Source organism: Rhizobium sp. K102 (genome assembly GCF_022385315.1).
GTDB lineage: Bacteria > Pseudomonadota > Alphaproteobacteria > Rhizobiales > Rhizobiaceae > Rhizobium > Rhizobium croatiense.
The window spans coordinates 1,138,152-1,164,871 of the sequence record NZ_CP092436.1; the positions used below are offsets into that span (position 1 = coordinate 1,138,152).

Annotated in this window: 26 protein-coding genes; 13 read left to right on the forward strand and 13 right to left on the reverse strand. The window is 60.7% G+C overall.

Features of this window, described 5'->3' with window-relative positions; translation table 11 throughout:
- Positions 1–106: 106 nt before the first annotated feature.
- The 5 genes from MHI61_RS11510 to MHI61_RS11530 form a co-directional block, all read right to left on the reverse strand.
- Positions 107–889 carry a glucose 1-dehydrogenase gene (locus MHI61_RS11510; protein ID WP_239792100.1) on the reverse strand — a complete coding sequence of 261 codons (783 nt, stop codon included), beginning with the start codon at positions 887–889 and terminating at the stop codon, positions 107–109.
- Positions 890–1,115: 226 nt separating this feature from the next.
- On the reverse strand, positions 1,116–1,904 hold the full coding sequence (locus MHI61_RS11515; RefSeq protein WP_239792101.1) for an SDR family oxidoreductase: 789 nt from the start codon (positions 1,902–1,904) through the stop codon (positions 1,116–1,118).
- A gap of 22 nt (positions 1,905–1,926) precedes the next feature.
- A complete protein-coding gene (locus MHI61_RS11520) occupies positions 1,927–3,405 on the reverse strand; it encodes a sugar ABC transporter ATP-binding protein (protein ID WP_239792102.1) in 1,479 nt (492 codons plus the stop codon).
- 28 nt (positions 3,406–3,433) lie between these two features.
- Positions 3,434–4,363 (reverse strand): sugar ABC transporter substrate-binding protein, encoded by a 930-nt coding sequence (locus MHI61_RS11525; protein WP_239792103.1) that lies wholly within the window; start codon positions 4,361–4,363, stop codon positions 3,434–3,436.
- A gap of 115 nt (positions 4,364–4,478) precedes the next feature.
- Positions 4,479–5,459, reverse strand: a complete 981-nt coding sequence (locus MHI61_RS11530; RefSeq protein WP_239792104.1) for an ABC transporter permease — start codon at positions 5,457–5,459, stop codon at positions 4,479–4,481.
- A 212-nt stretch (positions 5,460–5,671) separates the two neighbouring features.
- On the opposite strand from MHI61_RS11530, the gene MHI61_RS11535 reads away from it, so the two are divergent.
- The 4 genes from MHI61_RS11535 to MHI61_RS11550 all read left to right on the forward strand — a co-directional run bounded on the left by MHI61_RS11535 (position 5,672) and on the right by MHI61_RS11550 (position 9,945).
- A complete protein-coding gene (locus MHI61_RS11535) occupies positions 5,672–6,481 on the forward strand; it encodes a transketolase (RefSeq protein WP_239792105.1) in 810 nt (269 codons plus the stop codon).
- The gene (locus tag MHI61_RS11540) at positions 6,481–7,437 is read left to right on the forward strand and encodes a transketolase family protein (RefSeq protein WP_239792106.1); all 957 of its coding nucleotides are present in this window, start codon (positions 6,481–6,483) and stop codon (positions 7,435–7,437) included. Before MHI61_RS11535 ends, MHI61_RS11540 begins: the two co-directional genes overlap by 1 nt.
- A gap of 69 nt (positions 7,438–7,506) precedes the next feature.
- Positions 7,507–8,973: an FGGY-family carbohydrate kinase gene (locus MHI61_RS11545; RefSeq protein ID WP_239792107.1), complete on the forward strand. Its 1,467-nt coding sequence runs from the start codon at positions 7,507–7,509 to the stop codon at positions 8,971–8,973.
- A gap of 21 nt (positions 8,974–8,994) precedes the next feature.
- Positions 8,995–9,945 carry a sugar-binding transcriptional regulator gene (locus MHI61_RS11550; protein WP_239792108.1) on the forward strand — a complete coding sequence of 317 codons (951 nt, stop codon included), beginning with the start codon at positions 8,995–8,997 and terminating at the stop codon, positions 9,943–9,945.
- A 109-nt stretch (positions 9,946–10,054) separates the two neighbouring features.
- Here the strand turns inward: MHI61_RS11550 and MHI61_RS11555 are convergent, their stop codons facing one another.
- From MHI61_RS11555 to MHI61_RS11565, 3 genes are read right to left on the reverse strand one after another with little or no spacing between them, the layout of a single operon-like run.
- Positions 10,055–10,807, reverse strand: a complete 753-nt coding sequence (locus MHI61_RS11555) for an ABC transporter ATP-binding protein (RefSeq protein ID WP_239792109.1) — start codon at positions 10,805–10,807, stop codon at positions 10,055–10,057.
- On the reverse strand, positions 10,801–11,871 hold the full coding sequence (locus MHI61_RS11560) for an iron ABC transporter permease (protein WP_239792110.1): 1,071 nt from the start codon (positions 11,869–11,871) through the stop codon (positions 10,801–10,803). The genes MHI61_RS11555 and MHI61_RS11560 overlap by 7 nt, the downstream gene beginning before the upstream one ends.
- A gap of 6 nt (positions 11,872–11,877) precedes the next feature.
- Positions 11,878–13,014, reverse strand: coding sequence for an ABC transporter substrate-binding protein (locus tag MHI61_RS11565; RefSeq protein WP_239792111.1), 1,137 nt, complete (start codon positions 13,012–13,014; stop codon positions 11,878–11,880).
- Between the two features lie 115 nt (positions 13,015–13,129).
- Between MHI61_RS11565 and MHI61_RS11570 the strand changes: the two genes are divergently transcribed.
- Entirely contained in the window at positions 13,130–13,915 is a 786-nt protein-coding gene (locus tag MHI61_RS11570; RefSeq protein WP_039620103.1) for a methyltransferase domain-containing protein, read from the forward strand.
- A 317-nt stretch (positions 13,916–14,232) separates the two neighbouring features.
- Here the strand turns inward: MHI61_RS11570 and moaA are convergent, their stop codons facing one another.
- A complete protein-coding gene (gene moaA / locus MHI61_RS11575; RefSeq protein WP_239792112.1) occupies positions 14,233–15,279 on the reverse strand; it encodes a GTP 3',8-cyclase MoaA in 1,047 nt (348 codons plus the stop codon).
- A gap of 179 nt (positions 15,280–15,458) precedes the next feature.
- Between moaA and MHI61_RS11580 the strand changes: the two genes are divergently transcribed.
- Together MHI61_RS11580 and MHI61_RS11585 are read left to right on the forward strand one after the other, a co-directional pair.
- Entirely contained in the window at positions 15,459–15,833 is a 375-nt protein-coding gene (locus tag MHI61_RS11580; RefSeq protein ID WP_239792113.1) for a DUF971 domain-containing protein, read from the forward strand.
- 30 nt (positions 15,834–15,863) lie between these two features.
- Positions 15,864–17,054 carry a low temperature requirement protein A gene (locus tag MHI61_RS11585; RefSeq protein WP_239792114.1) on the forward strand — a complete coding sequence of 397 codons (1,191 nt, stop codon included), beginning with the start codon at positions 15,864–15,866 and terminating at the stop codon, positions 17,052–17,054.
- 2 nt (positions 17,055–17,056) lie between these two features.
- Here the strand turns inward: MHI61_RS11585 and MHI61_RS11590 are convergent, their stop codons facing one another.
- Positions 17,057–17,527, reverse strand: coding sequence for a MarR family transcriptional regulator (locus MHI61_RS11590; protein WP_239792115.1), 471 nt, complete (start codon positions 17,525–17,527; stop codon positions 17,057–17,059).
- Between the two features lie 45 nt (positions 17,528–17,572).
- On the opposite strand from MHI61_RS11590, the gene MHI61_RS11595 reads away from it, so the two are divergent.
- Positions 17,573–18,469, forward strand: a complete 897-nt coding sequence (locus tag MHI61_RS11595) for an alpha/beta hydrolase (RefSeq protein ID WP_239792116.1) — start codon at positions 17,573–17,575, stop codon at positions 18,467–18,469.
- A 113-nt stretch (positions 18,470–18,582) separates the two neighbouring features.
- The gene (locus MHI61_RS11600; RefSeq protein WP_239792117.1) at positions 18,583–19,194 is read left to right on the forward strand and encodes a pyridoxamine 5'-phosphate oxidase family protein; all 612 of its coding nucleotides are present in this window, start codon (positions 18,583–18,585) and stop codon (positions 19,192–19,194) included.
- Positions 19,195–19,200: 6 nt separating this feature from the next.
- Here MHI61_RS11600 and MHI61_RS11605 read toward each other — a convergent pair whose 3' ends face one another.
- Complete coding sequence (locus MHI61_RS11605) at positions 19,201–20,268, reverse strand: GGDEF domain-containing protein (RefSeq protein ID WP_239792118.1); 1,068 nt, start codon at positions 20,266–20,268, stop codon at positions 19,201–19,203.
- Between the two features lie 344 nt (positions 20,269–20,612).
- On the opposite strand from MHI61_RS11605, the gene MHI61_RS11610 reads away from it, so the two are divergent.
- The gene (locus MHI61_RS11610) at positions 20,613–20,771 is read left to right on the forward strand and encodes a hypothetical protein (RefSeq protein WP_239792119.1); all 159 of its coding nucleotides are present in this window, start codon (positions 20,613–20,615) and stop codon (positions 20,769–20,771) included.
- A gap of 33 nt (positions 20,772–20,804) precedes the next feature.
- Here MHI61_RS11610 and MHI61_RS11615 read toward each other — a convergent pair whose 3' ends face one another.
- Positions 20,805–22,412 carry a fumarate hydratase gene (locus tag MHI61_RS11615; RefSeq protein ID WP_239792120.1) on the reverse strand — a complete coding sequence of 536 codons (1,608 nt, stop codon included), beginning with the start codon at positions 22,410–22,412 and terminating at the stop codon, positions 20,805–20,807.
- Positions 22,413–22,626: 214 nt separating this feature from the next.
- Between MHI61_RS11615 and MHI61_RS11620 the strand changes: the two genes are divergently transcribed.
- On the forward strand, positions 22,627–23,454 hold the full coding sequence (locus MHI61_RS11620) for an Ig-like domain-containing protein (protein ID WP_239792121.1): 828 nt from the start codon (positions 22,627–22,629) through the stop codon (positions 23,452–23,454).
- A 243-nt stretch (positions 23,455–23,697) separates the two neighbouring features.
- Complete coding sequence (locus tag MHI61_RS11625) at positions 23,698–24,738, forward strand: acyltransferase (protein WP_239792122.1); 1,041 nt, start codon at positions 23,698–23,700, stop codon at positions 24,736–24,738.
- A 188-nt stretch (positions 24,739–24,926) separates the two neighbouring features.
- On the opposite strand, the gene fumC is transcribed toward MHI61_RS11625, so the two are convergent.
- Positions 24,927–26,318 (reverse strand): class II fumarate hydratase, encoded by a 1,392-nt coding sequence (fumC, locus tag MHI61_RS11630; protein ID WP_239792123.1) that lies wholly within the window; start codon positions 26,316–26,318, stop codon positions 24,927–24,929.
- 91 nt (positions 26,319–26,409) lie between these two features.
- Here fumC and MHI61_RS11635 point away from each other — a divergent pair, with 91 nt between their 5' ends.
- Entirely contained in the window at positions 26,410–26,646 is a 237-nt protein-coding gene (locus MHI61_RS11635) for a hypothetical protein (protein WP_239792124.1), read from the forward strand.
- Positions 26,647–26,720: the final 74 nt, after the last annotated feature.

A 26,720-nucleotide genomic window follows, 5' to 3' on the forward strand; every position in this document is an offset into this window, starting at 1 on the left:
CTCCGCTCTCTTATGAGCCACAAGTCGCAGCCTCTCTCCGACCTCATCCTGAGGTGCCCCGCAGGGGGCTCGAAGGACGGGGTCGGCCACCGTCACCTCCCTGGGCTCAGGACATGATCAACCCGCCATCGACATTGATCGTCTGGCCGGTGATGTAGGCGGCGTCGTCGCTGGCGAGGAAGGTGACCAGGCCGGCGACGTCTTCGCCAGAGCCGGCGCGTTTCATCGGGATGCCTTCGACCCATTCCTTCATCAGGTCGCCTGGGGCGTAGTTGCCCAGCAGTTTGCCCCAGGCCTGGTCGTTATAGGCCCACATGTCGGTTTCGATGATGCCGGGACAGAAGGCGTTGACGGTGATGTTTTCGGTCGCGACTTCCTTGGCCAGGCTCTGGGTGATGCCGACGACGCCCATTTTCGAGGCGGCATAATGCGGGGTGTAGATGAAGCCGTCGCGGGCTTGGCCGGAGGCGGTGTTGATGATGCGGCCGCCGCATTTGTGCTTGCGCATGCGCGATATCGCCTCCTGAGCGCAGAGGAAGACGCCCTTGGTGTTGACGGCCATGACCTTGTCCCACTCGTTTTCGGTCAGGTCCTCGACGCGGGCGATGGTGATGACGCCGGCATTCTGGATCGAGACGTCGACAGAACCGAACTCCTTCTCAGCCGCATCGTAGAGGGCGACGACGCTTGCCTTGTCGGTGACGTCGCCGATGAAGGAGATCGCCTTGCCGCCTTCGGCTCGGATGCCCTCGGCGACGCCGTGGACGAGATCCTCATTGGCCGAGACCACGAGATTGGCGCCTTCGCGCGCAAAGCGCCTGGCGATGGCGGCGCCGATGCCGCGGCTGGCCCCGGTGATGACGACAGTCTTGTTTTCGAAGCGTTTCATGCTCTTTCCTTCCCGGTATCCGTCGATAAACGGCAAATCTGGGCGCGACCTGCCCTGCGATCATTGTCGAAGCTCAAGCGGCCGCGACAGCTCGTGCGATCAGCGCGAAGGGCGGGCAGGCGGCGATATCGTGCGCCGTCTTGCCCGTCGGTCCCTTCAGCGCCTCGATCTCAGCCAGGGAGGAAGCGAGATCGGTTCAAGTCCTAAAATTAGCGTTCTGATCGCATCACCAGCAGCAGAAACCGCCGTCGACGAGAAGATCGACGCCGGTCACGAAACTTGCTGCGTTCGACAGGAGGAAGACGGCCGGACCGACCATCTCGTCGACCGTTGCCATGCGCTGCATCGGCGTCTGCTCTTCGAAAAGCTTGGTCTGGTGAACCATCTCCGGACGCGTGTTCATCGGCGTTGCCGTATAGCCGGGGGAGATGGTGTTGACGCGAATGCCGCGGTCGACCCATTCCATCGCCATGGACTTCGACATATGGATCACGCCCGCCTTGGAGGCGTTGTAATGCGCTTGGCTAAGGCCCCGGTTGACGATGACGCCTGACATGGAGGCAATGTTGACGATGGAGCCGCGTCCATTCTTCAGCATGGCGCGGGCCTCGGCCTGGCAGGACAGGAATATGCCCTTCAGGTTGATATCCATCAACGTCTGGTATTGATCCTCCTCCATATCTTCCGCCGGGTTTGCGTTGGCGATGCCTGCAGCGTTGACGGCCAGCGTCAAGGCGCCGAGCTCCGTTTCGGTTCGTGCGACTGCCTCTGCGAGGGAAGATTTGCTCGTAACGTCAGCCGCGATCTCGATCGAGCGGCGGCCGGCGGCGCGAATATGTTCAGCCGTCCTGGCAAGTCCGTCGTCGGTTCGACGGTCAAGCAGCGCCACGTCGGCGCCGCATTGCGCAAGGCCGATGGCAATGCGCTGGCCGATGCCGCTGCCGGCGCCGGTGACGATGGCAACCTGGCCGCTGAGATCGAAAAGCTTCGGGGCGTTCAGAGTGATGTCGGACACCGCTCTTCCTTTCTCTGTCTGTTTAGATGGTAGCTAGCTCCATGACCGAAACGTCATTGGCCTGGTCACGATCGAGGATGCCCGCCTGTTTGCCTTGGGCAAGCACGAGAATGCGATTGGAAACTCCGAGAACTTCCTCGAGGTCCGAGCTGACGACGATGACCGCTACGCCCTGTTTGGCAAGGTTGACGATGATGTCGTAGATGCCCGCCCGGGCGCCGACGTCGATGCCTCTCGTTGGTTCGTCGAGCACCACGACCCTGGGATCGCGCAAGAGCCACTTCGCGATCACGACTTTCTGCTGGTTGCCGCCGGAAAGGTCGGAGGCGTATTGCTCGGCGCGGCCCTTGACGCCGAACTTGGCAACCGCCTTTTCCGCGAAGGAGCGCTTGACACGCGGCGTAATCCAGCCTCCGCCCAGTTTATCCAGATTGGCGTAGATAATGTTCTCGCTGATCCGGTGTCCGACGATCAGACCCTGCGCCTTGCGGTCTTCGGGAACCATCACGATGCCCTTGGCGATCGCGTCAGCCGGATCGCGCAGCCTGAGTTCCTCGCCTTCGAGCTTGATCGAGCCTGCACTGATTGGATCTGCTCCCGAAATCGCCCGCACCAGCTCGGTGCGGCCAGCGCCGACCAGTCCGGCGATGCCGAGAATTTCGCCGGCCCGCACCTCGAAGGTCACGTCACGGAACGAATTGTCCGGTGAGCTCAGGCCGGACACCTCAAGGACCGGACGGTCCGTCGGAACCGGCAGGGTAGGGAACAAGCGGTCGAGCGGGCGTCCGACCATGCTCTCGACAATCGTTCGTACCGGGGTCGCGCTGTCTGAGAATTCCTGCACCCGCTGCCCATCGCGAAGAACGACGATCCGGTCGGTTATCTGCTTGATCTCTTCCATGCGGTGGGAAATGTAGACGATGCCGACACCCTCCGACCGGAGCTTGCGAACCTGCTCGAAGAGAGCTTCCGTCTCCGCGCCGCCAAGGGCGGCTGTCGGTTCATCGAGGATCAGGAGTTTCGCATCGAGGGCAAGCGCCTTGGCGATTTCGATGAGTTGTTGATTTGCGGTTGAAAGACCGGCGACCATTCGTGTTGCCGGTATATGGAGGTTCAAACGCGCGAGCTGGTCCTGGGCCCGGCGAACCATCTGAGCCCGGTCGACGACGCCGTTCTTCATCGGCCAGCGTCCAATGAAGACATTTTCGGCGATCGACAGTTGCGGCAGAAGCTGCAGTTCCTGATGGATCAGGACAACGCCCTTGTCGATCGCTTCGCGTGGGGTGGCCGGGGCATAAGGCTGCCCCAGCCATGTCATCGATCCCTCGGACGGCGTGCGTGAGCCGGCAATGATGCCCGACAGCGTCGACTTGCCCGCTCCGTTTTCACCGAGAAGTGCTACCACTTCGCCCGGATAGACGTCCAAGCTGACATCCTTCAGAACCTGGAGTGGCCCATACCACTTGGATATGCCCCTCAGGGAAAGAACTGGATCGGTCACGGCACACCTCCTCAAGACCTCGACTTCATCACGGATGGTTGGCGATGAAGCCTGCGACGTTTTCCTTGGTTGTCAGCGTGGCATCCAAGAGCTGTACCGGCGGCACTTTTTCACCGGCGACAAGCTTGGCGGCGTTTTCGACTGCATCGCGGCCCATTTTCTGCGTCTGCTGCGTCGCCGTCACGTTGAAGACGCCCTTGCTGAGCGCTTCGAGAGCCGCGGTGTCGCCATCGAAGCCGCCGACCACGATCTTCTGCGAGGGATTGGCGACCTTGATCGCCTGCGCGGCGCCAAGCGCGAGACCGTCGGCCTGTGCGAAGACGATCGAAACGTCCGGGTTTGCCTGCAGCATGTTCTGCATGATCTGGAAGCCTTCGTCCTGGCTCCAGATGTTCGAGAACTGCTCGGCGACAACCTTCACATCAGGATAGGCCTTGAGCGATTCAGCGCAGCCCTTCGAGCGATCGACTTCCGGCGTCGTACCCTTCTGGCCATGGATGATGACCATCTTTCCCTTGCCGCCGGCTTCCTTCAGGATGTAGTCGCACACCGCCTTGGCAGACGCGACGGAATCCGTTGCAAGGAATGTATCGCCCGGCGCGCCCTCGGCGTTGCGGTCGACGTTGACGACCGGGATTCCGGCGTTCTTCGCGAGCTTGACCGGAACAGTCGCCGCTGCCGCACCTGCCGGGATGTAGATCAGCGCGTCGATTTTCTGGGTCAGAAGATCCTGGATCTGGTTGACCTGCGTCGGCCCGTCGCCCTTCGCGTCGACCGTGATGACTTCGATGCCGCGTTTCTTGGCTTCGGCCTCGACCGATTGCTTGATCTGGTTGAAGAAGTTTGCCTGAAGGTTGGCAACGGCCAGGCCGAGCTTCTTCAGTTCCGCCGCGTGTACGGGACCGAGCATGAGGCCGAGCAGTGCAGCGGACGCGAGCATGGTGCGCGCAATTTTCATTGTAGTTCCTCCGTTTTTGATGGACCCTAGGGTATGTCCTCCCCCTGGGGTTATTGATCCGCCCCGAATTTCCGGGACGGAATTCCGTGTCCGCCAACGCGGCGGAGCATGAGCGTCAGGCGCGACGCCGGCGAATGGTCTCTGCGCCGACCGCGAGCACGATGACGATCCCGATGATCACCTGCTGCAGGAAGGGCGAGACGTTGAGAAGGTTGAGGCCGTTGCGAAGCACACCGATGATCAGCACACCGATCAGCGTTCCCCCGATGCCGCCGGCGCCGCCGGAGAGCGACGTCCCGCCGATGACGACCGCGGCGATCGTGTCCAGTTCATAGCCGAGACCGCTGGAAGGCTGGACGGAATCCAGCCGGGCAGCGAGCACGATGCCTGCGAGCCCCGCAAGGACGGCGCTGACGACATAGACGGCTATGGTCACGAGCGGGACGTTGATGCCGGCCAGGCGCGCGACTTCGGGGTTGCCGCCCACCGCATAGAGCATGCGGCCTTCCGACCGGAAGTGCAGGAAGAGCCACGCCGCAAGAACGACCGCGAGCATGAGGAAGACCGTGGCAGTCATGACGCCGAAATGGCGATCGATTGCCAGCATCATGAACCAGTCGGGGAAGCCGACGATCTGCTGGCCGTCGGTGATCATGTTCGCAACGCCGCGAGCCGCCGACATCATCGCAAGCGTGGCGATGAAGGCCGGAACCCTGAACTGCGTCACCAGAAGTCCGACGATCAGGCCGGAAACGGCCGATGCGATCAGCGCAAAGGCGATCCCGAGGGGCAGCGGAAGACCGGCGACATTGGCGGTCCAGCCCATGACCATCATCGCCAGGGCGAGCGCCGAGCCGACGGACAGATCGATGCCGCCGATCAGGATGACGAAGGTCATTCCGACCGCCATGATGCCGAGAACGGTGATCTGGTCGAGGATGTTGAGGCCGTTTCGAACCGAAAGAAACGTGTCTGTGCTGAGACTCAGAAAGACGCACAGCGCCAGCAGCCCCACCAGCGGGCCGGTCGCTCCCTTGAGCTTGCTCAGCCAGGCGCCGGACGAAAGCCCGTGTTCATTGATATCGAGCGCCACCATTGCTCCTCCCTCTGCCTAGGCTTGTATCCGATATTCGTTCAGGAGAGAATAATTATTCACGCCTGTTGGAAAATTCATTAACAACTTGCTTTCCGGCTGTCAACAAGATTTCTTGCAGGTCCGTCCCTCACTGGCTCTGCTTAAAGGGCTTGACTAATCGGCTTTGTGTGCAAAAATATTGATAACTGAATATTTATGCACAAGAGGAATCCATGGATACGACAGAACTTGAGCGCATCGCCCGCGAGATCCGATTGCGCGATCTGCAGGCGGTTTTTGAAGCGGGTGCCGGTCATATTGGCGGGGAGATGTCGGTCATCGACATTTTGACGGCGCTCTATTTTCGTGTGCTGAATGTCTGGCCGGATCAGCCGAGACATCCCGACCGCGACAGGTTCGTTCTTTCAAAAGGACATACGGCATGCGCTCTCTATGTGACGCTCGCAAAACGCGGCTTCATCCCAGAGGAGGAGATTTCCACCTTTTTGCAGCCGCATTCGAGGCTGAACGGGCATCCGAATTGCAATAAGGTTCCCGGCGTCGAAACGAATACCGGGCCGCTCGGTCACGGTCTTCCGGTTGCAGTCGGAATGGCGAAAGCCGCTAAACTCTCGGGCGCTGGATATCACACCTACGTCGTCACCGGCGACGGCGAGATGCAAGAGGGCTCCAATTGGGAAGCGATCATGGCGGCAGCCCAGTTCAAGCTCGATAACTTGACCTTGGTCATCGATCACAACAGGTTCCAGCAGGGCGCGGCGCTTGCTGAAACCAATGATCTCGCTCCGCTTCGTCCGAAGCTTGAGGCCTTCGATTGGGAGGTCACCGAGATCGACGGGAACAATATGAGCGAAATTGTTCCGGCCCTCGAACACCGGGGGTCGAAACCGCATTGCATCGTCGCCCATACCAACAAGGGCCATGGAATCTCCTTCATGCAGGACCGGGTCGACTGGCACCACAAGGTCCCGAGCAAGGAACAATACGAAATCGCATTGGCAGAATTGTCGGAGGCCCTGTAATGAACGCGCCCATAAACCCACCCAAGCTCTACGATTGCCGCGATGCATTCGCCTCTACGCTCGAGCGGCTGGCAGCTGAAAACGAAACGATCGTTGCCGTCTGCAACGACTCCGTCGGTTCCTCCAAGCTCGGCGGCTTCAAGTCGAGGTTTCCGGAACGCCTCGTCAATGTCGGCATCGCAGAGCAGAACATGGTCGGCGTTGGAGCAGGCCTTGCCAACGGCGGACGGCTTCCTTTCGTGTGCGGCGCTGCTCCGTTTCTCACCGGGCGGTCGCTGGAGCAGATCAAGGCCGATATTTCTTACTCGAATGCCAACGTCAAGCTGATCGGCATTTCTTCCGGAATGGCATATGGCGAACTCGGTCCGACACATCACTCGATCGAAGACTTCGCCTGGACGCGGGTCCTGCCCAACCTTCCCGTCATTGCGCCATGCGACCGCATCGAAACTGCTGCCGCCGTTGCGTGGGCAGCGACCTATAACGGGCCTTGTTTCCTGCGTCTGTCGCGTGTCGGTGTGCCCGACCTTCTTCCGGAGGGGCACAGGTTCGAACTTGGCAAAGCAAATCTCCTTCGTCAGGGTTCCGACGTCACCCTTATCGCCAACGGCACTTTAACTCATCGCATTGTGAAGGCTGCCGCGCTTCTCGCAGAGCGCGGCATCGATGCCAGGGTGCTCAACCTCGCAACGGTTCGTCCGATCGATGAGGAGGCCATTATCGCCGCGGCTAGGGAAACTGGGGCGATCGTCACGGCCGAAGAGCATTCGATCTTTGGCGGGCTCGGCTCCGCGGTCGCCGAAGTGGTGGTCGACAATGCCCCAGTCCCGATGAAACGTCTCGGCGTTCCCGGCGTCTACGCCCCGACCGGTTCGGCAGAGTTCCTGCTGGACGAATACGGGATGGCGCCGTCCGCAATCGCCGACGCTGCACAGGCGCTTATCAAGCGCAAATAACTGGTGATCGCGTGAAGCGGCTGGGCGCATTTTGCCGCCGCGGCCGCCGCCTGATCTGTGGAGGATAGAATGCGGGTAATTCTGGCGATTGACCAGGGTACGACCAATTCAAAGGCAGTTCTCGTTTCCGAGACGGGAGAAATTATCGGCAGAGGTTCGTCTCCTGTCGGCATCTCCTATCCGAGGGAGGGCTGGGTCGAACAAGATCCGCGCCGGCTCTACGCATCGGTTTGCGAAGCGGTCGATGCCTGTCTGAAGGCCGGCCCGAATGTGACGATCGAGGCCATTGCCATTTCCAATCAGCGCGAGTCCGTCACCGCCTGGGACGCCGATACGGGAGATGCGCTCGGACCAGTGGTCAGCTGGCAGTGCCGTCGAACGGCACCGGATTGCGAACGTCTCATTGCCGAAGGTCGCCTTGACCGTGTGCAGGCGTTGACCGGCTTACCATTGGATCCGATGTTTCCGGGTTCGAAATTCCGTTGGTTGCTCGACCGGATTCCGGCCGGGCGACCCGTCCGGCTGGGAACGATCGATAGTTGGCTCGTGCACTGCCTGACGGGCGGGCGCCGGCATGTCTGCGACGCTTCGAATGCCGCCAGGAGCCAGCTGTTCGATCTCCGGGAACAGAGATGGAGCGAGGAGCTTGGCGAGATCTTCGGCGTCGATATCGCGCTCCTGCCCGAGGTGCTCGACAGCTCAGCCGATTTCGGCAGAACGCAAGGATTGCCAGGGGTGCCAGATGGCACGCCTATCATGGCCGCGATCGGGGACAGCCACGCAGCTCTGTTCGGCCATGGAGCATTCAAGCCGGGCGATGGCAAGGTGACCTTCGGAACCGGCTCTTCGGTCATGACGACGCTGCCGCAATTCATTGCCCCGCGCAACGGCATCACAACCACCGTCGCATGGCGCATCGCGGGAAACCCGACTTTCGCCTTCGAGGGCAATATCCTCGTTTGCGCCGCCAGTCTTCCCTGGATGGCGGACATTCTCGGCCTGGCTGACGTCGCCGCCCTTGTCGAACTTGCGGCGAGCGCCGAGCCGGGCGCGCCTGGCTTCGTGCCGGCCTTCGTCGGGCTCGGTGCGCCTTACTGGAATTCCGACGCCCGTGCTTTGTTCTCCCAGATCAACTTCAATACGACACGCGCGCAGATGGCGCGGTCGGTCACCGATTCCATCGCCTTCCAGGTGCATGACGTGATCGCCGCCATGCGGGCACAGAGCGGCGACGCGCTCGGCGCGCTTTATGTGGATGGGGGGCCGAGCCAGAACCGTTTCCTGATGCAATGCGTCTCGAACCTCATCGACCATCCCGTGATCCAATGCGAAGCCCCCGAGGCATCGGCTCTGGGCGCTGCCTATCTGGCGGGGCTGTCACTCGGCTTGTGGAGCGATCTCCATATTGTCTCGGAGCTGCCGCGGAACACCCAAACCATTGAGCCGCAACCCGTGGATCGAGCGGTTCTTCTCGAGATCTGGAATGATGCGCTTGCCCGCTCGACGTCCCGCGAAACACAGGCTAAAGGTGAATAAAAATTCACTCTGGGATCAGCGATGACTCGCCTCAACGAACTCCGCCTCATTTCAAGAGTCGCCCAGATGTATCATATCGAGGGACGGCGGCAGGCGGAGATCGCACAACACCTTCGCCTGTCGCAGGCGACGGTATCGCGCATGCTCAAGCGTGCCGAAGCTGAAGATATCGTCCGAACGAGCGTGATCCCTCCCGTCGGCACCTACAGCGAGCTCGAGAGCGCGCTTCGCGAAAAATACGATCTGCCGGAGGCGATCGTCGTCGAATGCACGGAAGATCGGGACGGAGCCATCATGGCCCGTATCGGCGAGGCGGCCGCACATCTCCTGGAGGTGACGCTTGCGCCGGGGGAGATTATCGGCGTTTCCAGTTGGAGCCAGACCATCTTCAAGATGGTCGAGAACATTCATCCGCAGAAGAGCGCTCAGGCGAAGTACGTCGTCCAGACCCTGGGAGGCATGGGCGATCCGTCCGTGCAGACGCATGCGACGCAGCTGACCACGCGGCTTGCGCGGCTGACCGGCGCCGAGCCGAAACTGCTGCCCGTGCAGGGTGTTACGACATCAAGAGAGGCAAAACTTCTGATGCAGGCCGACCCGTTCGTCCGCGAGACGATGGACCTGTTCGGCAGCATAACGCTGGCGATTGTCGGCATCGGAGCCGTCGAACCCTCCGAACTTCTCGCTCGGTCCGGCAATATCTTTTCGTCTCGGGAACTGTCCGATCTCGCGGAAGCGGGCGCCGTCGGCGATATCTCGCTGCGCTTCTTCGATAAAAACGGCAAGCCGGTCAAAACTCCCCTGGACGACCGGGTCATAGGGCTTCCACTCGAGGACCTCGAACGGGTGGACCGGGTCATCGCCCTTGCCGGCGGAGCCAAAAAGACCGACGCGATCGCAGGCGCGCTCCGCGTTGGGGTCATCGACATGCTCGTTACGGACAAGTTTACGGCGCAGCGATTGATCGACTGAAGAGGGCAGGTGGAGCGCCCGCCTCGTCCTTCGAGGCTTCGCCTATGGGCTACGCGCCTCAGGATGAGGCTCTCTTGGGTATTGGCGCCTCAGGATAGGCTCTCTCGCGTCAATGCGCGGTCCCATCCACGATGACATGATCGTGGTCCATCGAGCACCTCTCCACTCGGGCTTCGACCCTGTAAATTTCCCGCAGCATTTCGGCAGTGACGACGTCCCTTGGGGCGCCGCAGGCGTGCATACGGCCATTGGCGATGACGAGGACTTTGTCGGCGAAGCGGAGCGCCTGGTTGAGGTCGTGGATGGCGATGAGCACGAGCATGCCTTTGGCGCGGGCCCGGCGCCGCATGAAATCGAGTACTTCGACCTGGCGGTGAAGATCGAGCGCGCTGGTCGGCTCGTCCATCAGCATGATTTCGGGTTCGCGGACGAGCGCCTGGGCGATCGAGACGAGCTGGCGCTGGCCGCCGGACAGCGCCCCGAGATCGCGGAAGGCCAGCGCGGTGATATCGAGTACTGCCATGATCTCGTCGATGAAGCGCAGGTCGCCGTCGCCGACCGCCCAGGACTGGCCTTGTTTGCGGGCGAGCAGGATAGATTCGTAGACCGTCAGCACCGCATTGGCCGAGGTATCCTGCGGCATGTAGCTGATGGCGTTTTTTGCCTTCGAGCCTTCGACGACGACATTACCCGGGCCCTTGAGCAGGCCGGTGATGCGCTTGAAAAGCGTCGACTTGCCGGCAGCGTTCGGGCCGATGACTGCGACGATCTCGCCCGATTTCATCACCGGCGTCGTCACGTTCTCGACGAAAAGCTTGCGGCCGTGATAGGCGCCGACCGACTGTAACTGAAGGGCTACCATGACCGGCTCCTGTTCGAGAGGATGAGCGAGAAGAAGAAGGGCACGCCGACCAGCGCGGTGATGATGCCGATCGGGAAGACGACGCCGGGAATGATCGACTTCGAGACGATCGAGGTCAGCGACAGAAGCAGCGCGCCTGACAGGATCGAGCCCGGCAGGAAGAAGCGCTGATCCTCGCCGAGGATCATCCGGGCGATATGCGGCCCGACCAGGCCGACGAAACCGATGGTGCCGACGAAGCTCACGGGGACTGCGGCAAGCAGCGAGACGACAAGCATGGTTTCCAGCCGGATGCGGCGGACATTGACGCCGAAGCTTGCGGCCTTGTCCTCGCCGAGACGCATGGCCGTCAGCGCCCAGGCATTGCGGGCAAAGAGCGGGAGGGCGATCAGCAGGACGGCAAGCGTTACCCAGATCTTCGGCCATGTGGCCTTGGTGAGGCTGCCCATCGTCCAGAAGACGACTGCCGACAGCGCCTGTTCGGAAGCGAGATATTGCAGGAAGGCGAGCAACGCATTGAAGGTGAAGACCAGCGCGATGCCGAGCAGGACCACCGTCTGCACCGAGACGCCGCGGGCCTGCGAAACGAAATGGATGAAGAGCGTGGCGATCAGCGCCATGATGAAGGCATTGACCGGCACGAGCAGGCCGGCTGCGACAGGCAGAAGCGGCACGCTGGTGACGATCGCGAGCGCGGCGCCGAAACTTGCGGCGGCCGAAATGCCGAGCGTGAAGGGGCTGGCGAGCGGATTGGCGAGGATCGTCTGCATCTGCGCGCCGGCAACGGAGAGTGACGCGCCGACGATGATGGCCATCAGGGCGACCGGCATGCGGATGTTCCAGACGACGGCCCGCACCTGATCGGAAACGGAGGAAGGGTCGAGGAGGGCGGCGACGATCTCAGCGAGGCTGTAGCGGGCCGGGCCCCAGGCGAGGTCGACGGCGAAGGACAGGCAGAGCGCCGCCGTCATGGTGGCAAGGATCAGAAGCTTGCGCCGGGCGAGGGCGCGGTAACGCTCCCTCCCGGCTTCGGCTTCAATCGATGTGGCGGCGATCTCGGCCATTTCGGACTACTGGCTCGCCTTGACGTCGACCCAGTAACCCGGCTGATAGGCGACCGGCAGGAATTTCTCGTGGAATTCCTTGAAGGTGGCGTCAGGATCGAGATCGGCAAAGAGGTTGGGGTGGAACCACTTGGCGAGCTGCTGGACAGCGACGAACTGGTAGGGGCTGGTATAGAACTGGTGCCAGATCGCATGGACATTGCCGCCAGCGACCGCCTTGGAGCCGGTGAAGGCCGGGTTTTCCATCAGCGTGTTCAGCACCTTGCGGCTGTCGCCGAGGGTAGAAGCAGCGCTCGGGCCGACATTCACATAGTCCTTGGCATTCTTGGTCTGGCTCCAGTTGGAGCCGGTGACGACGATGACCTCAGGATTGGAGGCGACGACCTGTTCGGCGTTGATGGAGCCGGTATAGCCCGGCAGGAAATCGGAGCCGAGATTGTGGCCGCCGGCCGAATCGACCATCAGGCCGAAATTATCAGGCCCGAAGGTGCCGCAGCACTCCACCAGGCCCGCTGCGCGGTACATGAAGACCTTCGGCTTCGGCGGGTTGGCGGCCTTGAGCTTGTCGGTGACGCGCGCCATCTGCTCTTTCCAATAGGCGGCGACGGCATCGGCGCGGTCCTCGTGGCCGAAGAGCTTGCCGAGGATCTTCAGGCTCGGCTCGGTGTTGGCGAGAATGTGCTCGCGGAAATCGATATAGACGATCTTGACGCCGATGCCGTTCAGCATCTCTTCGAGCTTGACCTCGTCGGCGGCGGTCTTGTTGCCGATCGGCAGCAGCAGCACGTCGGGATCAAGCTTGACGACCGTCTCGGTCTGCAGCGTGCCGTCGGTCAGGTTGCCGAGAAAGGGCAGGTCCTTGCCTTTGGGAAACTTCTCGACATAGGCATTGAAGCCATCCTTGTCTGTGGTCCAGAGGTCGTTACGCCAGCCGACGATCTTGGCGAAGGGATCTTCCTTCTCGATCGGCGCGACGGCGTAGAGCATGCGGCCTTCCCCAAGGATCACACGCTCGACCGGCTTTTCGAAGCTGACTTCACGGCCGGCCACATCCTTGATGGTGAAGGACTGCGCCCAGGCCGAAAGCGGCATCAAACCGGCAATCGCAGCGGCGGAAACTGCGAGCATTTTCACGAAATTCATCTGGAAATTCCCCTGACGTCTGAATAATGTCCGCAGGCATAGGAAATATGACTTTATGAATCAAGTTATATGTTTTAGAGCGTTTCCAAACTGATCCGATGCCGGGGCACTTGAGATGAATTCGATGAATACAAATTACTCGATCCGCGATGAAATCCGTGATTTCTGGTCGGAGAGGGCGGCGACCTTCGACCAGAGCGTCGGCCATGAAATCTTTTCGGAAGGCGAGCGGAAGGGCTGGCAGCGGCTGATCCGAAAGCATCTCGGCGAGGGGCAGGGTCGCGCGGCTCTCGATCTTGCCTGCGGCACCGCCGTGATCTCGCATCTGATGAACGATGTCGGTTTCAAGGTCACCGGCCTCGACTGGTCGGATGCGATGCTGGCGCAGGCGCGCGCCAAGGCGAAGAAGCGCGGCACGGATATTCGTTTCGTGTCCGGCGACGCCGAAAACACCATGGAGCCGCGCGACAGCTACGATGTCATCACCAACAGGCATCTCGTCTGGACGCTGGTCGATCCGGCTTCGGCCTTCAAGGAATGGTTCGCGGTGTTGAAGCCGGGCGGCAAGGTGCTGATCCTCGACGGCAATATGGGTCGGGAAACCTGGGTCAAGGGCCTGCAGAAGCTCTGGACGAAGATATCAGGCAAGCCTGCGGCGAGCCATATGTCGCCTGAGATGATGGCGCGGCACCAGAAGATCCGCTCTCGCGTGCATTTTTCGCATGAGATGCCGGCGGAAGCGGTCGTCGATCTTCTGCGCAAGGCCGGCTTCGTGGACATCGTCGTCGATCGCAAGCTCGGGGATATTCACTGGGCGCAGGCGCGCAAGATGCCGTTTCTCAGGGGGCTCGAGCGCATGGTGCAGGAGCGGTTTGCGATTTGTGCGCGTAAGCCTGGGTGAGGGGTTTGTGCTGACGTCCGGTGCGCCAGGCGATGTCCTCTCTCCGACCTCATCCTGTGGTGCCCCGGAGGGGCCTCGAAGGACGAGGGCGGCCACTGCTGACGCCACGCTCTACGGCAGAAAATCTGGCGCAGGCATCAACCTACTCTCCTTCATTCCTGTGCTTGTCACAGGAATCCAGTGCGCCCAAGTCCTTGGGCGCGAGAGACTTCTTCAACCGTCGTATTGCCTCATTCACCGCGCGGACGCGCGGTGGCTGGATTCCTGTGACGAGCACAGGAATGAGGGTGGGCGGTGTGGGCATTCCCGCCAGCTTATCACCCGCCCGTGACACTCATGTGCCTGGCGACCGCCGGGCGGTTATGCGTGCGATCTATGATGAAGTCGTGGCCCTTGGGTTTGCGGGTGATGGCTTCGTCGATGGCGGCGTGGAGGAGGGCGTCGTCTTCGGTGGCGCGCAATGCGGCGCGCAGATCGGCGGCGTCGTTCTGGCCCAGGCACATATAGAGCGTGCCGGTGCAGGTCAGGCGCACACGGTTGCAGCTCTCGCAGAAATTATGGGTCATCGGCGTGATGAAGCCGAGGCGGCCGTCGGTCTCTGTGACCCTGACGTAACGCGCCGGGCCGCCGGTCTGGTAGTCGATATCGGTCAGCGTGAACTGTTTCTCCAGATCCGCGCGCAGCTCGGAGAGCGGCAGGTACTGGTCGGTGCGGTCCTCGTCGATCTCGCCCATCGGCATGGTTTCAATGACCGTCAGATCCATACCGCGGCCATGGGCGAAGCGCAGGAGATCGGGCATTTCGGTATCGTTGAAATCCTTCAGCGCCACGGCGTTGAGCTTGATCTTCAGCCCGGCCTTTTGAGCAGCATCGATACCTTCCATGACCTTGGCGAAATCGCCCCAGCGGGTGATCTTGCGGAACTTGTCGGGATCGAGTGTATCGAGCGAGACGTTGATGCGGCGCACGCCGCACTCATAAAGCTCCTCGGCATGGCGCGACAGCTGTGAGCCGTTGGTGGTCAGGGTCAGCTCGTCGAGGCCGGAGCCGATCTTCTCGCCGAGCCGGCGCACCAGATACATGATGTTCTTGCGCACCAGCGGCTCGCCGCCGGTCAGCCTGATCTTCCGCACGCCTTTGGCGATGAAGGCGGAACAGAGCCGGTCGAGCTCTTCCAGCGTCAACAGGTCCTTCTTCGGCAGGAAGGTCATGTTCTCGGCCATGCAATAGGTGCAGCGGAAATCGCAGCGGTCGGTGACGGAGACGCGGAGATAGGTGACCGCCCGGCCGAAAGGGTCGATCATCGGATGTGCATCTGCCGCCAGCGGCGATGCGTTGCCTATCGTTCCTATTCTCGTATTCACCAATTCCTCCGCGAGCGGATCTGAAACGCGCCAGACCGAACGCCCGTTTTCAAGCGATATCTTTCTATTTGTGCATATGTGATTGCGCCGTCAAGGGAAACGGATTTCGCACACGCTAATTTGCGCTTGCCTCCAAAAAGGTGAACGCCTACTTCTCCAGGGGAAAGAGGGTGATAGACATGAGCGATACCTGGCCGAGCGAACTTCGTGTTTCGAAAGACCGGCAGAGGCTGGCGATAACCTTCGACGACGGCCGGAGCTTCGACCTGTCGGCCGAACTCCTGCGCGTGCTGTCGCCGTCGGCCGAGGTGCAGGGCCACGGGCCGGGGCAGAAGGTGACGGTGCCGGGCAAGCGCAACGTGGCAATCATCTCGATGACGCCGACCGGCAATTACGCCGTCAGGATCGGATTCGACGATATGCACGATACCGGCATCTACACCTGGACCTATCTGCGTGAGCTCGGCGAACGGGGGGCGGAGCTGTTTTCGGCCTATGAGGAAGAGCTCAGGGAAAAGGGTATGAACCGCGACACGGCGGAAAAGCCGCGCTGAACTGAAAAATAACCGGCCGTCGGGGGACTTATGGCGAAGGCAAATAGCAAGAACTGGCTGCGCGCCAAAGGCAGCGCCGCGGGCAGCAAGGTGACCTTCCTCGAGCTCTTCTTCGATCTGGTCTTCGTCTTTTCGATCTCGCAGCTTTCGCATGCGCTTGCCGCCCATTACACGCCGCTCGGTGCGGCCGAAGCGGCGCTGATGACCTTTGCGGTCTGGTGGGTGTGGATCTTCACTGCCTGGGTGACGAACTGGCTAGATCCCGACAAGATGCCGGTGCGCGGCATGCTGGTGACGCTGATGATGCTGGGGCTTGTGCTGTCAGCCTCCATTCCCGAAGCTTTCGGCGACAAGGGGCTGCTCTTTGCTGGCGCTTATGTGGCGATGCAGGTCGGCCGCTCGCTGTTTACGACCTATGCGATGACGCGCGTCGACCGCGCCAACACGCTGAATTTTGTCCGCATCACCAGTTGGCTTGCGGTGGCCGGCGTCTTCTGGATCGCCGGCGGGCTGCTCGAGCATGAAGCCCGGCTAATCGCCTGGATGATCGCGCTGGCGATCGAATATGCCGGTCCGGCGGCGGGTTTTGCCGTACCCGGCCTCGGCCGCTCACAGGCCAGCGACTGGGATGTTTCCGGCGCCCATATGGCCGAGCGGTGCGCGCTCTTCGTCATCATCTGCCTCGGCGAGGCGATCCTCGTGTCCGGCCGCACTTTTTCGGAGCTGCCGGTGTCGGGGCTGACGGGCATCGTTTTCGTCACCGGCTTCGTCGGCACGGTTGCCATGTGGTGGCTTTATTTCCGCTTCGGCCACGGTCGTGCCGCCCACCGCATCGAACATGAGGAGACGCCGGGAGCTTTGGCGCGGCTGGCCTTCACCTATGGGCACATCCCGATCCTTGCCGGCATCATCGTGCATGCGGTGGCGGTCGAATTCATGTTCTCGCATCCGCACGAGGTGGGCGATCTCGGCATCGCCGCGGCGGTGCTTGGCGGCTCCGGTCTGTTCCTGATCGGCAATCTCTGGTTCAAGGGCGCGACCATCAGGCAGCTGCCGCTGTCGCATCTCGCCGGCCTCGTCTTCCTGATCCTGCTTACCTTCGCAGCACACTTCATCGAGATCTATCTGCTGGGCATTCTGGCGACGCTGGTGCTGATCATCGTCGCGGCCTGGGAATACCGTTCGCTGACCGGCACGGCGGCGGCGCCGACGCTGCATTGAGATCAATCGTCGTCGTCACGTAGATCCTTGAGCAGCGTGGCGATGATGCGCTCCATTGAATCGGCGGTCGCCATGCATTGCTCGATCGGCTCGTCGGAGAGCGTGCGTTCGATGAGATCGGTCTGGATCGCCATCGCCGCCTCGGTCAGCTTGCGGCCTTCTTCAGTGAGGTGGAGGCGCAGCACGCGCTTGTCGCGCGAGTCGCCGCGCCGCTCGATCAGCCCACGTTTTTCCATCTGCGGCAGCAGCATGCTCATATTGGAGCGGCCGACCAAGAGCTTGCGCGCCAGCTCCTGCTGCGAGATGCCTTCGAAGCGGTAGAGATTGACCAGAATGTCGAGGTGCGGCGGCTTGATGTCGAGATCGGCCAGCGAGCGGGTCAGCGACTGCTGCATCAGCTGGCAGGCGCGCGCCACCGCGATCCAGCTGCGAAAACGCGGATGATCCCAGGGAAGGGATTGATTTTTGTTCATCGTTGTACTTTATTGTTCAGTGTTGAACGTATTTGGATTCCCACTATGGCAAATTTCGCGCTCAAGGTCATCCGCCTGGGATTTTTGGCTCTGCAAGCGGTTTCTCCCCAGCTGGCGGGCAGGGCGGCGTTTCTGCTGTTTTGCCGCACGCCATCGCAGCGTCCGAAGGGCGGCAAGGCGAAGGCGGCGCATGCGGCTGGTGCGGCACGGCTTGCGGGCGCCGAGCGTTTCGTCCTCAAGCTTTCCAGCGGCGCGAAAGCCCATGCCTACCGGCTGAACGGCGGGGCGCTGGGCAAGCGCAAGCGCTATCTCGTCACCCATGGCTGGGGTTCCAGTGCGGTCTATATGGCCGATCTCGTTTCGACGTTGGCGGCAACGGGTGCCGAGGTCGTGGCGCTCGACTTTCCCGGTCACGGTCGTGCGCGCGGACGCTTCCTGCATATGGGGCTTGCTGTCGAGGCGATCGCGGCGGCAGAGGAGCGATTCGGGGCATTCGATGCGGCAATCGGCCATTCCTTCGGCGGTGCAGCGCTGATGGTCTCGGCCGCGGCCCTCCTGCCAGACGCGGCACCGGTCACTGGCGAGCGGCTAGTGCTGATCGGCGCGCCCAGCGAGATGGCCTGGCTGTTCACCGATTTCGGCCGGCTGATCGGCCTTGGCGCCGCTGCGCAGGCGGTGCTGGAGAATGAGGTTCATCGCGTCACCGGTCGGAGAACTCGAGGATTTCGACGCCGGCAATACGGCAGGTACGATCTCGAGTTCGGTGCTCGTGGTTCACGCGGAGGACGACAAGGAAGTCTCGTCGGCGCATGCCAGGCGTTATGGTGCGGCGGGCAAGCGTGTACGGCTGTTCTGGGCGAACGGCTTCGGGCATCGGCGCATCGTCGGCGCGGCTCCGGTCCTTGGAGCAGTCGCGGCCTTCCTCGAAGAGGAGGCGCATGAGGAGCTCGAATGCATCAAAAAAGATGCGGAGATCATTCCGATTTTTGAGCTTCCGGCGCGGCGCGCGGCATTGTAGCGTCCGGCGCGAAGATCAAGCCGCGGCGGGACGCCCCATGAAAATCATCAGCAGCATCGAAGAACTCAATACGATCTATGGCGCAGGCCTATCGCAGGCCTCGGTCGACAAGGTGACCAAGCGACTGACGCCGCTTTACCGTCAGATGATCGAGATCTCGCCTTTTGCCGCGCTTGCGACCGTCGGGCCGGAGGGGCTCGACTGTTCGCCGCGCGGCGATCTCGGCGGCGTGGTGCGTGTCGTCGGCGACGAGACGCTGCATCTGCCGGACTGGCGCGGCAACAACCGCGTCGATTCGCTTTCCAACATCGTGCGTGATCCCAGGCTTGCGCTGATGTTCCTGATCCCCGGCTCGAACACGACGATGCGCATCAATGGCCGCGGCGTCGTCTCCAACGACGAGACGCTGCTCCGGGGCTTTGAGATGGACGGCAAACATCCGCGGACGGTCGTCGTCATCTCGATCGACGAGGTCTATTTCCAGTGCGCGCGCGCCGTGATGCGGGCCGAACTGTGGAACGTCGAACAGTTCACCGATCCCGCCGGCCTGCCGACGCCGGGACAGATGCTGAAGGCGGCCGTCGGCGATTTCGACCAGGAAACCTACGACCGGGAATGGCCCGGTCGCGCGGCGAAGACGATGTGGTGAAAGCCGTCAGGCTTTGTAGATCAGCCAGCTCTTGCTGAAGTCCTTCTGCATCCCGTCCTGATAGAGGACGATGCAGTTGCGCCCGGCATTCTTGGCGCCGTAAAGGGCGATGTCGGTCTTGCTGTAAAGCTCGCCGGCATCCTCGGCATTCGAGGCCATGCAGATGCCGATCGAGGCGGTAATCGGGCCGTAGTTCACCCGGGTGCGGGAGTTTTTGAAGGGGGTGGTCTCCAGCGTGCGGCGGATGCGCTCGGCGATCGCCGTCACTTCCTCGGCTGTGTTGCCCTCGATGATCAGCGCGAATTCCTCACCGCCGGCACGGGCGACGAAGACGTCGCGCCGGACATTGCTGCGGATTACCGAGGCGACGGTGGCGAGGATCTTGTCGCCGACGGGATGGCCGTAGGTGTCGTTGATTTTCTTGAAATTGTCGATGTCGGCGAGCAGCAGGGCCGTCACCGGCCGCATGCCTGGATTGTTGAAAACGGCAGCAAGGCGGTCGTCGAAGGCGCGGCGGTTGGAAAGGCGTGTCAGCGAGTCGGTGTTGGCGATGCGCTTATATTCGTCGAGTTCCTTGCGGACCTGATCCATCTCCTGAGAGCGCTGGACGACGTCCTCGACGGTGCGTTCGCCATGCGCCATGGTATCCCCAGTCGCCTGGCTTAAAAGTTCGATCGCGTTTTCGATCAGTTCGACGCTGGCATTGCTCTTCGAGGTGATGCGCTTGTGGGTCTCGCCGAGCAGTCTGGTATAGCTTTCGAGCGAGCTCTGCTCCTGCCTCAGGATTCGCAGCAACCCGTCGAGTTCGCCCGATATGCGGCTATGGGCGTCGTCGAAGACCCGGGCCGGGCTCGTGTTGAAATATTGCGTGCCGAGCGCGTCGAGTTCGGCCTGTGTCGCATGGGCGCCGAGGGCCGCAAGTTCTCGGGTAAGGGCAGGATTGGAGCCGATATAGGCCTCGTAGAAGAGTTCGTAGTTGCGGGGTATCGGGGCAACGCCCATCGAGCGCATGGCATAGGTGATCTGACCCGCAACATCGGGAACCTGCACCTTGGGCGCGACAGCCGTATTCATCCGGCGATACTCCTCATATATTCAAAGGCAATATTTTAGTTGTTAGCTTAAATTTCTTGGGAAAAGATTAAAGCGACATATACCAAAGATTACATATGACAAGTTCCCGGTGGAGCAATACGGCAGGCCTATGATTTTTCATCAAAAAACGTATTTTGGCGAGACAATGCATACCCGTTGTGCGGGAATGGCGTCTGAAAAACTTACAGTTCTTCTTGTGCCGGGGATCGTATTCATCTTGTCGACAGTTGGTTTTGGGCGCCGGCTATTTCAGAACGGGTATTTTGCAATGATACTTCCTGACGGCCGACCGGGTCGCAGTCTGCATATTCAGGCGTAAGATTATGAGAAGGTCTCGTCGCGCCTCGTTCGCCATCATGGCCGTCGCCGCCGTCGCCTTGCTGCTGGAGCATACCAGCTTCCTTGCCGGAGCTTTCCGCACGGAAATCCTGGCAAGAGTGGATGACGGCGATGTGGTGATTGCGGGCGGAACAATGCGGTAGCAAGTCCGCCCGCGACCATCGAGCCTGCCGCAATCATCCCAGGTTCAATTCCTGGAAGAAATCATTGCCCTTGTCGTCGATGACGATGAAGGCGGGGAAGTCTTCGACCTCGATCTTCCAGACCGCTTCCATGCCGAGTTCGGGATATTCGAATACTTCGACCTTGCGGATGCAGTCCTGCGCGAGGCGGGCAGCGGGGCCGCCGATCGAGCCGAGGTAGAAACCGCCATGTTTCTTGCAGGCCTCGCGCACGGCGCGCGAGCGGTTGCCCTTGGCGAGCATCACCATCGAGCCGCCGAAGGACTGGAACTGGTCGACGTAACTGTCCATGCGGCCGGCCGTCGTCGGGCCGAAGGAGCCGGAGGCGTAACCGGCCGGCGTCTTGGCGGGGCCGGCGTAGTAGACCGGGTGGTTTTTCAGGTAATCGGGCATGCCTTCGCCCTTCTCCAGCCGTTCGCGGATTTTGGCGTGGGCGAGGTCGCGGGCGACGATGATCGTCCCGGTCAAGGACAGGCGCGTCTTGACCGGATGCAGCGACAGCTCGGCAAGCACTTCGGCCATCGGCCGGTTGAGGTCGATACGGACGGTCGATTCCGACAGTTTCGCCTCGTCGATCTCGGGCATATATTTCGACGGATCGGTTTCCAGCTGTTCGATGAAGATGCCGTCGCGGGTGATCTTGCCCTTGGCCTGGCGGTCGGCGGAACAGGAGACGCCGAGACCGATCGGCAGCGAGGCGCCGTGGCGGGGCAGGCGGATGACACGCACGTCATGACAGAAATACTTGCCGCCGAACTGGGCGCCGACGCCCATCTGCTGTGTCAGCTTGTGGATTTCCTTTTCCATCTCGAGGTCGCGGAAGGCGTGGCCGCTTTCCGACCCTTCAGTCGGCAGCTCGTCGAGATAGCGGGTCGAGGCGAGCTTGACCGTTTTCAGGTTCATCTCGGCCGAGGTGCCGCCGATCACGATCGCCAGATGATAGGGCGGACAGGCCGCCGTCCCTAACGTTAGGATCTTCTCCTTGAGGAAGTCGATCATTCTGTCATGCGTCAGGAGCGAGGGCGTGCCCTGATAGAGGAAGGTCTTGTTGGCCGAGCCGCCGCCCTTGGCGACAAAGAGGAATTCGTAGGCGTCGGTGCCTTCCTCGTAAATGTCGATCTGCGCCGGCAGGTTGTTCCTGGTGTTCTTCTCCTCGAACATCTTCACCGGCGCGAGCTGCGAATAACGCAGGTTCTTCTTCTCATAGGCATCCATGACGCCGCGGGCGAGTGCCGCCGTATCGCCGCCCTCAGTCCAGACCCTGCGGCCCTTCTTGCCCATAATGATCGCCGTGCCGGTATCCTGGCACATCGGCAACACGCCGCCGGCGGCGATATTGGCATTCTTCAACAGGTCGTAGGCGACGAAGCGGTCATTGTCGGTCGCTTCGGGGTCGTCGAGAATCGAGGCGAGCTGTTTCAGATGGCCGGGCCGGAGCAGATGGTTGATGTCGGCAAAGGCGGTTTCCGCGAGCAGGCGGATGCCTTCCGGCTCGACGGTCAGGATTTCCTGACCCTTGAAGCTATCGACCGACACATGATCGCTGCTGATCTTGCGATAGGGGGTGGCATCCTTGCCGAGCGGAAAGAGATCGTCAGCCATCGAAGTGACCTTTCTGGTGGGCGCGTCGCGAAATTGGAACCGGTCTAAATCTCCTGTTGGGCAAAAGCAATCAGGATGGCGCGAGAGTTCGGCGGGTGCGCCATGTGCAGTGGACGAGGCGAGGCGGCGAACGCCTCGACACAAGACGACTTAAGTTGCCTTCGGTTCGGAGCCAGTCCATATTCCCGGTCGCGTTAACTTGCAGGAGCTTCCGATGACGAACGCAAAGCCAACTGCTAACGACGACCTCTTCATTTCTTTCGAACATGATCCGATCAGAGGAAACCTGCTCGATAACGACAGCGATCCTGAGGGCGCGCCTCTCTATCTTCGCTTTTTCGACGGTGTCCGCGTCGATGCGAAACAGGGACCGACGCAGGAGACGATCATACAGGGGACGTACGGGACTTTCACCGTGCGGCCCGATGGTCATTTTACCTACGAGCTGGATTACACGCTCGACGTGGTGAAGAACCTGCGGGCGCACGAACAGCTGATCGAAGAGCTCCGCTACAAGATCTCGGATGGCGCCGGGGGGACGGATGTCGGCGTTTTGACCCAGGCGATCGACGGCGTCAACGAAGAGGACAAGTACCATGAGGTCCTGGATTTCGATGATATGGGCGTCTTATCGAGGGCAGATAATTTCTCCCTTCCCAATTACCGGGGCTTTGCGCTCTCCGTGAATGGCAGCCACGACGTGACGCTTCTGAACGGCATCGTCTATGATACCATTCCTGGTGTCGGCGCCATTACCGAGGACGGGTTCAGCGATACCGTACTATCCCCGGGTTCTGCGCCCGTTAGCCTGAAAATGCTCGATGGCGGCGAGTTCACCTTTCAAAGCGTCTCGATCGCCGAACTGTCGGCATCGCCCTTCCAGCTGACGCTCACTGCCCTGAACGATGGCTTGATCGTCTATCAGCAGGAGCTTGAGGTCACCGGTCCCAGTCTTGAGGTCAATCTCGAAGACATTGAAGAAATCCGTTTCGATTTCATGGGCAATTCGGTCGTAATGGACAATATTTCGCTGCTGGTATGAGGGCCGGTCAGTCGCTCTTACCGCCTCGTTCTATGGTCCGTTCTGTCTCATTTTTGCATGAGCGAGGCCGAAGTCTCGGCATCGTGGCAGAGCCTCGGTGCCTCGCAACGGCGATGGCCGTGCATGGCCATCCATGGGGCGACAAAGCGCATCTGGTTGATAGCGCGCTATTTAAGTTTTCGAAACTTTGATTGAATCTACAACCCTCTCGTGTCATGTTGCGACGCACAAAGCGAGGAGCTCATGGTCTATTCTATACAATACCTCCGTGCTGTTGCGGCGATCGCGGTCACTATCTTTCATGTTGCGTTCATTTTTGGTTGGAATTTTGTTCCGCTGGCAGCTGGTGTAGACCTGTTTTTCATAATCAGCGGCTTTATCATGTGGACTATTTCGGACGCGAGACCGACCGCGCCGTTGCAGTTCATCCGAAACCGCATTCAGCGGGTACTGCCCATCTATTGGATCTGCACTCTGCTATTTGTGATTGCAGCCACCGTCTCACCGAAAAATTACGACAATGCCGCCTTTAACGCAGCTGATATCATCCGGTCACTGCTGTTTGTCCCCTATGCAGACGGCACCGGTGTCGTTCAGCCGGTTCTCATTCCAGGTTGGACGCTGAATTATGAGATGTTCTTTTACACCGCGTTTTGCCTTGTCCTGTTCTTGAAAGGAAGAACGCAGCGTCTTCTGGCGATAACGGGTTTTCTTGTGCTTTGCGTGGCAGTCGGCCTGTTCGCGCCAGTGACCCCATATTCTATCGTTTACGCATCGCCGCTGTTGCTGGAGTTTCTGGCCGGTGTTGTCATCGCATTCGTTATGTCGAGAGCCGACGTCGCGTCGACCAGGCTGTCGGTGGCATTGATGGTACTGGGACTCGTGTCCATCGTCGCTTCCTCCTTCCTTGACAAGCCACACGGTTTCGTCCGGATTCTCGTATGGGGCGTTCCGTCGGTCCTTATCGTCCTGGGTGCCCTGGTCGCCGAACGTGCAAGCCTTTTTCCGAAATTGACATGGCTGAAGATATTGGGGGATTCGTCCTACTCGCTCTACCTGACTCATATGATTGCGATCGGTGTCGCAAAGCTCGCCATCTATATTGCCGGGGTCGAACGCTGGACTGCGCCGCTTGCCCTTCGAATTCCATTGCTCGTGGTCACGACGATATTCTGCGTTTCTGTTGGACTCGTCTTTTACTTCTGCGTCGAAAAGAAGATTGCGCAGTTTCTCAAACGGTTGGAGAGAGGCAGAAGGGCCGCTTCATACATGCCTGCTGAATAAGTCGCGGCCGCGTCGGAGCTTATTTCAGCATTCAGACATCAAAGCCGGGCGTTCTCTGCGCAGCATGCGTAGAGTGTCCGGGGATATTCACGCGGGTCCAGGGTCGTTTCCTCCATTGCAGGATGGAAGGGCGGGTCGAACCTGAGGTCAACCCGACACTGTTCGCGGGCGGGCTGGGAAACGCCGGCTTATTTCGGGCCGATCATGGTTTCCGGGCGGACGATGGCGTCGTAATCCTCGGCGGAGACGAGGCCGCTGGCGAGGGCCTCTTCCTTCAGCGTCGTGCCGTTCTTGTGGGCAGTCTTGGCGATCTTGGCAGCCGCGTCGTAGCCAATCTTCGGGGCAAGGGCCGTCACCAGCATCAGCGAGCGTTCGAGGCCGGCCTTGATGTTATCCTCGCGCGCCTCGATGCCGACGACGCAGTTGTCGGTGAAGGAGACGGCGGCGTCGGCAAGCAGCTGTACCGACTGCAGGAAATTATAGGCCATCATCGGATTGTAGACGTTGAGCTCGAAATGGCCCTGGCTATCGGCGAAAGTCAGGGCGGCGTGATTGCCGAAGATGTGGATGCAGACCTGGGTCAGCGCCTCGCATTGGGTCGGGTTGACCTTGCCGGGCATGATCGACGAGCCGGGCTCGTTTTCCGGCAGCGCCAGCTCGCCGAGACCGGCGCGCGGGCCGGAGCCGAGGAGGCGAATGTCGTTGGCGATCTTGAAGAGGGCGGCTGCTGCGGCATTGATGGCGCCATGGGAAAAGACCATGCTGTCATGCGAGGCAAGCGCCTCGAACTTGTTCGGCGCGGTGACGAAGGGCATGTCGGTGATTGCGGCAATCTCTTCGGCCACCTTCTCGGCAAAGCCCACCGGCGCGTTGAGGCCGGTGCCGACGGCGGTGCCGCCCTGAGCGAGTTCGCAGAGGCCGGGCAGGGTCATTTCGATGCGCTTGATGGCGGAGCCGACCTGGGCGGCATAACCGGAAAACTCCTGGCCGAGCGTCAGCGGCGTTGCATCCTGGGTATGGGTCCGGCCGATCTTGATGATGTGGCTGAACTCGGTGACCTTCATATCGAGGGCCGCATGCAGATGCTTGAGGGCCGGCAGCAGGTGATGGGCGATCCGTTCGGCGCAGGCGATGTGCATGGCCGTCGGATAGGTGTCGTTGGACGACTGGCTCATATTGACGTGATCGTTCGGGTGCACCGGCTTCTTGGAACCCATGACGCCACCGAGCATTTCTATGGCACGATTGGAGATCACCTCGTTGGCATTCATGTTGGACTGCGTGCCGGATCCGGTCTGCCAGACGACCAGCGGAAAATGGTCGTTGAGCTTGCCGTCGATCACCTCCTGGGCAGCGTCGACGATGGCTTTGCCGAGGGCGGGATCGAGCTGGCCGAGCGCCATGTTGGCGCGGGCGGCGGCCTGTTTGACGATGCCGAGCGCGCGCACGATCGACAGCGGCTGCTTTTCCCAGCCGATCTTGAAATTGCTGAGCGAACGTTCAGCCTGGGCGCCCCAATATCGGTCGGCGGCGACGTCGATGGGGCCAAAAGTATCGGTTTCGGTGCGGGTTGCGGTCATTGGGGGTTGCCTTCCTGTCACATGCTGTTTCGGGCATTTTCGAAAGATGAGGTTTTATAGGTTGGAAACCAGGGCAAGAAAACCGGATACCGTGCGAAATATTGAAAATTCCAGTCAGGTTTGCGCCGGCTGGCGGCCGTGCTTTTTCGGCCACTTTGAAAATATTATGCGTCGGCAGGTTTTTGCCGCACTGGCCTGGCGGCAAAAATTCAGTAAAAAATTAACTAATAATTTCATAATTTTGTGTGAACTGTTGCACGGCGCCGTGCAGGATTTCCGTCACATGGAATTGAGTCCAACGGCGCTGGCGGCGAAGGCCGGTTTCTGATCAATGAGGCCCTACGCTGCGTGAGTTTCGCGGGATTTGAGCTGAGAACAGCATGACATCGGGACTGGAATATA